Source organism: Thiocapsa imhoffii (assembly GCF_016583985.1).
GTDB classification, from domain to species: domain Bacteria; phylum Pseudomonadota; class Gammaproteobacteria; order Chromatiales; family Chromatiaceae; genus Thiocapsa; species Thiocapsa imhoffii.
Genome location: NZ_NRSD01000050.1, coordinates 1 through 5,571, shown reverse-complemented (window position 1 = coordinate 5,571; position 5,571 = coordinate 1). Strand labels below are relative to the sequence as shown.

The window sequence follows — 5,571 nt, the reverse complement described above, 5'->3', positions numbered from 1 at the left end:
ATGGCCAACGCCCTATGCTTGAGCGTCAACCCCTCGACAGAGTCCATCACGCAGTAGCCGGTGCCGTGCGCACGGAAGAAGCTCTTGACGGTGACGATGCCGGGATGCTGATCGAAGCGGGCCAGCGTCCGCGCCTCCTCCAGGAAGCGATCCAGCCCATAGGCGAACTGTTCGCCGGCCTGACCGGAGTAAACCGCTAGACTGACCCCGTCCGGGGCACGCGTGGCGCAGTCGCGCGGCAGATACTCCTTGATCGCCAGGCGCAGTTGGAGGCTCTCGTCCCGCGCCAGATAGGTGATGCCGAACCCGCCATGCCCGAGCACCCGGCCGATCCGGTAGCGCCCGTCGAGCAAAGTGCCCAAGACCAGCGCCGGGGGCGGGTTGTCGACGTTCGGCTGCCAACCGCAGCGCGGACAAGGCGTGGACGTGTGCGGTGTCCATCGGTGCGGTTGATCCTGAAAACGGGGCGGCGCGGCCGTGACTATCAAACTTTAGCACACGGCTGGAGTCTCGCACTCCCCAGGCATGATGGAGCCATGTGCGCTGCAGCAGTTTTCCGGAACCCGTCGAGTGGAGCTCTGGCTCTCACAGGCTCTAGCTCCCACGCTGGAACGTGGGAGCCAGAGAGAGATTCGCGCGCGGTTTGGTGCCGCAGGTGATTCTATTGTTGGGCGTTCTTTGGCGTTTGCTCGCGTGCCAGTTCCAAGAGCAACCGCAGCGCCCTATTTACAGAGGCGGAGTCACGAAACGCACGCGCAACATCAGGCTCCAAAAGAACGACATTGGTGCCTTCTTGGTACGCTCGGTGATGTTTGCCTTGTACGGCCTCCGAGAAGTCGTACTCGGCGCGCATCTCATCGCTTGCATCTGGAGTCATAAATTTGCCTTTCTGGTCTGGACGCGGGCCTGGCGCTAATGATGCGGATCGCGTTCGGGTGTCGCTCGGTGTATGAGACCACAAGCAGGCGATCACGTTCTGAGCGGCCAATGTTCAGGAACCGATACTCTCCATGAGAGTGATCCGGGTCGGATATTGTGAGCTCGAAGGGATCTGCAAAGACTGTGCTCGCTTCTTCGAATGACACGCCGTGCTTGCGGATGTTCGCTTTTGCCTTGCTTGTGTCCCACTCGAAGTCAATCACGTTTCAAATGCATGAGGATGTTGGTGTCGACGCTGAAACGCTGCCAGCTTATTGGCCGCGCTCATGAAGGCTGTCGCGGTCTCTGCGTGTGCCGCCGAGGGCCTAGCCACGGCTTATACGCTCGCGCAACCGCTCGCGGGCGGCGCGCTGGGCAGGAGCAGCTTCGCCTCGGTGATCGGCATCACGCGGGCGATGGGTTTGCCGCGCCGGGCGATGACGAGCTCGGCGCCCTGCTCGACCCGTTCGAGATCACGGGAGAGATGCTGGTTGGCCTCGCGGATGGAGACGATCTCTTGCATGACCCGGTAACTGTGGGATGTTCTACATTTGCGGAACTTTATGCGGTTCCCCTCGCGGCGACAAGGCCCAGCCGACCCTTGAATCCAGTTCAGGACGGGAAGCAGAAAATACAAAAACCAAAGTCACTGTCCCGCGCGCACAAGCCGAACGCATACCGTGCTGCTCTTATGGCCGTTGCCGCCGCTGCCATCGTAGAAATTGGCGATCCACGCGCTGACCGAACCGTCGGCACCCGGCGACGAAGACCAGAACCACGAATCGGGCGTGTTGGGGAAGGCGACCTGATCGATCGTCGGGCGCTCATAATCTCCATCACATCCATGGCCTTTCCACTTGGGCTGACCACTGGAACAATAAACCAAGGTCAATAACTCGTCTTTCGTCGGCACGCGCCAATCGGTCCACGCACTGAACGACAGCCCCCGTGCCTGCCGCATCGCGTCATCCCAAGTCAGTTTCGCCGCTTCCCCATCGCAGGTGTCGCCGTTCCAATGCTGACCTTGGCTGCACCGCATCCACTGCAGGTTGGTGGTGGTGTCCTCGATGATGGCGCCGTCCGGACCCAGTGGTTGGTAGCGACCGGAGATGAGATCCGGCGAAACGGGTCGCAAAGGCGTAGGCGAATCGTCTGTCTCATCGATCTGGCTGAGTCCCACCAAGGCCAGCACACTGATGAGCACCAGCAACCCGCCGAGACCAAAACGCCCTGAGCGGTTGGGCGATGCCCCTTCTGGCTCGGATGCCGGCGCCGCGGAAACCGATGGAGGTTTTGGCGACTCAGGGCGCGGCACGCTGGCCGCCGGCTTCTCTTGCGCGCGCGCGACCGCGCCCCACGCCTCCTGCATGCCGTGCATCGTCGGATACCGCGCGGCGGCTCTCACCGCCAGCGCCTTTAAAAGAACCCGCTCTTGATCTGAGGAGATGACGATCCCGAGCTGCGATGGAGCCACCAGCTCATCCTTATCCAACCGATCCAGCGCCTCCGGCGGCACCGTCCCAGTGATCGCCCGATAGAGCGTCGCCGCCAACCCGTAGACATCGGTCCATGGCCCCTGCTTACCGCGCGTGCGGTACTGCTCTTCCGGGGCATAGCCCGGCTTGAGGATGATCGAGAGACTCCGGCTGTGCTCCCCGGCCGCAAAGCGCGCGGCGCCGAAGTCCAACAACTTCACCCGCCCCTGACCCGTGATGTAGATGTTGTCCGGTGACAGATCCCGATGCAGCAGCCCAGCCTGATGCACCGCGCGCAGCGCGTCCATCACGGGTGCGAGCAACCGCCACGCCTGCTCGACCGGGATGCGCCCGCCGGGTTGACGCTCCAGATACTGCTTGAGCGTCAGCCCCTCAACATAGTCCATCACGCAGTAACCGGTGCCGTGGGCACGGAAGAAGCTCTTGACGGTGACGATGCCGGGATGCTGATCGAAACGGGCCAGCGCCCGTGCCTCCTCCAGGAAGCGGTCTAGCCCATAGGCGAACTGTTCGCCCGCTTGGCCAGAGTAGACCGCCAGACTCACCCCGTCCGGGGCGCGCGTGGCGCAGTCGCGTGGCAGATACTCCTTGATCGCTAGGCGCAGGTGCAGGTTCTCATCCCACGCCAGATAGGTGATGCCGAACCCGCCATGCCCGAGCACGCGGCCGATGCGGTGCCGTCCGTCTAGTAGGGTGCCCAGGGCTAGCGCCGGCGCGGGGTTGTCGACGCCCGGCCGCCAGCCGCAGTGCGGACAGGGTGTGGAAGTCAGGTCGCCGAAGCAGTGGGGGCAGGCGGAGGGGGATGCGGCGTCCATCAGTGCGGTTGATCCTGAAAACGAAGTGGCCCAGCCGTCACCCCCCAAACTTTAGCACACGGCAAGCGTTCTGCACCGGCGAGGACGTGCCCGTACTCGACGCCCGCCGTGACACCAACGCCCTTCGAGGGTCTGCGCGGGTTAACGCAGATAAGCCACGCGCAACCGAGGGTGATCTGCCTCAGTTCTGGACGGGCAGCGATGTCTCGCAAGCATCAACAAGGCCAGCAATACATGCCGCGATGGTGAGAACGGTCCGAGCAAAAAACACAAAAAGCAAATCACTGTCCGCCACGCACCAACCGAACGTGGTAGGCGTAGCTCTTGCTGCTGTCCCCGTCACGGGCGCTGCTGAAGAGCACGTACCAGGCGCCGTCGGAATGGTTCGCGCTGGGCGAGGATGACCAGAACCACCGGGCTGGCGTATCTGGGAAGGCGACGTGGTCGATGGTCGGGCGCTCGAAGTTTCCTTTACACCAAGCCCCCGTATCGTTCCACGTCTTCGGCTGACCACTGGAGCAATAAACCAGGGTCACCAACTCATCCTTCGTCGGCACGCGCCAATCGGCATGGCCGCCGAAAGACAGCCCCCGTGGCTGCCGCATCGCGTCATCCCAAGTCAGTTTCGCCGCTTCCCCATCGCAGGTGTCGCCGTTCCAACGCTGACCTTGGCTGCACCGCATCCACTGTAGGTTGGTGGTGGTATCTTCGATGATGGCGCCACCCGGACCCAGTGGTTGGTAGCGACCGGAGATGAGATCCGGCGAGACGGGTCGCGAAGGCGAAGTCACTGGCGAGGTCTCGGACAAGGATGGACGTGAGGGCGTGGGCGTGGGCGTGGGCGTGGGCGTGGGCGGATCGATGATCCCATCGATCTGGCTGAGTCCCACCAAGGCCAGCACACTGATCGCGATGATCACCAGCAACCCGCCGACACCAAAACGTCTTGAGCGGTTGGGCGATGCCCCTTCTGGCTCGGATGCCGGCGCCGCGAAAACCGGTGGAGGTTTTGGCGACTCAGGGCGCGGCGCGCTGGCCACCGGCTTCTCTTGCGCGCGCTCGACCGCGCCCCACGCCTCCTGCATGCCGTGCATCGTCGGATACCGCGCGGCGGCTCTCACCGCCAGCGCCTTTAAAAGAACCCGCTCTTGATCTGAGGAGATGACGATCCCGAGCTGCGATGGAGCCACCAGCTCATCCTCATCCAACCGATCCAGCGCCTCCGGCGGCACCGTCCCAGTGATCGCCCGATAGAGCGTCGCGGCCAACCCATAGACATCGGTCCATGGCCCCTGCTTACCGCGGGTGCGGTACTGCTCTTCCGGCGCATAACCGGGCTTAAGAATGATCGAGAGACTGCGACTGTGCTCCCCGGCGGCAAAGCGCGCGGCGCCGAAGTCCAACAACTTCACCCGCCCCTCGCGGGTGATGTAGATGTTGTCCGGTGACAGATCCCGATGCAGCAGACCTTCCTTGTGCACCGCGCGCAGCGCGTCCATCACGGGCTGCAGCAACCGCCACGCCTGCTCGACCGGGATCCGTCCGCCGGGTTGACGCTCCAGATACTGCTTGAGCGTCAGCCCCTCAACATAGTCCATCACGCAGTAACCGGTGCCGTGGGCACGGAAGAAGCTCTTGACGGTGACGATGCCGGGATGCTGATCGAAACGGGCCAGCGCCCGTGCCTCCTCCAGAAAGCGATCCAGCCCATAGGCGAACTGCTCGCCGGCCTGACCGGAATAGATCGCCAGACTCACCCCGTCCGGGGCGCGCGAGGCGCAGTCGCGCGGGAGATACTCCTTGATCGCCAAGCGCAGTTGAAGGTTCTCATCCCACGCCAGATAGGTGATGCCGAACCCGCCATGCCCGAGCACGCGGCCGATGCGGTAGCGCCCGTCGAGCAGGGTGCCAAGGGCCAGCGCCGGGGGCGGATTGTCGACGTTCGGCTGCCAGCCGCAGTGTGGACAGGGCGTGGCGCTCAAGTCGCCGAAGCAGTGGGGGCAGGCGGAGGGGGATGCGGCGTCCATCAGTGCGGTTGATCCTGAAAACCTGGGATTCCGTTCGCGACTCTCCGAACTCTAGCACAGAGCCTGCGTTTTGATCGCGACAGGGTCATGATTGAAGCGCTTCAGGACAAACGCCGTCTATCGGCAGACCAGCGCGAAGCCGAAGGCTGCACGCAATGAGACGAGTAAAGACGCTACGACAGTGCCATAATCAGTGGACTGGCATTGATGACCAGCTTCATGTGCCAGTCTCCGACGGATCGCGCACCAGTGCAATATCCTCCAGAACATCCGTGTCGTCGATGGCGAAACCGGACCCGAAATGCTCTTTAAGGC

The 5,571-nt window shown here is 63.2% G+C and carries 4 protein-coding genes and 1 pseudogene; all 5 read right to left on the bottom strand.

Translation table 11 applies throughout. The annotated features are described in order from the left end of the window. Positions 1-362, bottom strand: a pseudogene (locus tag CKO25_RS20220) (protein kinase domain-containing protein); the annotation flags it as partial. Positions 363-854: 492 nt separating this feature from the next. Further along, a complete protein-coding gene (locus tag CKO25_RS20215) occupies positions 855-1,142 on the bottom strand; it encodes a BrnT family toxin (RefSeq protein WP_338115193.1) in 288 nt (95 codons plus the stop codon). 113 nt (positions 1,143-1,255) lie between these two features. Beyond that, a complete protein-coding gene (locus CKO25_RS20210) occupies positions 1,256-1,441 on the bottom strand; it encodes a type II toxin-antitoxin system Phd/YefM family antitoxin (RefSeq protein ID WP_242467781.1) in 186 nt (61 codons plus the stop codon). A gap of 123 nt (positions 1,442-1,564) precedes the next feature. Next, positions 1,565-3,229, bottom strand: coding sequence for a protein kinase domain-containing protein (locus CKO25_RS20205; protein ID WP_200389757.1), 1,665 nt, complete (start codon positions 3,227-3,229; stop codon positions 1,565-1,567). Between the two features lie 281 nt (positions 3,230-3,510). After that, positions 3,511-5,256: a protein kinase domain-containing protein gene (locus CKO25_RS20200; RefSeq protein ID WP_200389756.1), complete on the bottom strand. Its 1,746-nt coding sequence runs from the start codon at positions 5,254-5,256 to the stop codon at positions 3,511-3,513. Positions 5,257-5,571 lie beyond the last annotated feature (315 nt).

Bases quoted from the DNA above. Each gene is read 5' to 3' on its own strand.
- CKO25_RS20210 (WP_242467781.1), bottom strand. From the start codon at position 1,441: ATGCAAGAGATCGTCTCCATCCGCGAGGCCAACCAGCATCTCTCCCGT.
- CKO25_RS20205 (WP_200389757.1), bottom strand. From the start codon at position 3,229: ATGGACGCCGCATCCCCCTCCGCCTGCCCCCACTGCTTCGGCGACCTG.
- CKO25_RS20200 (WP_200389756.1), bottom strand. From the start codon at position 5,256: ATGGACGCCGCATCCCCCTCCGCCTGCCCCCACTGCTTCGGCGACTTG.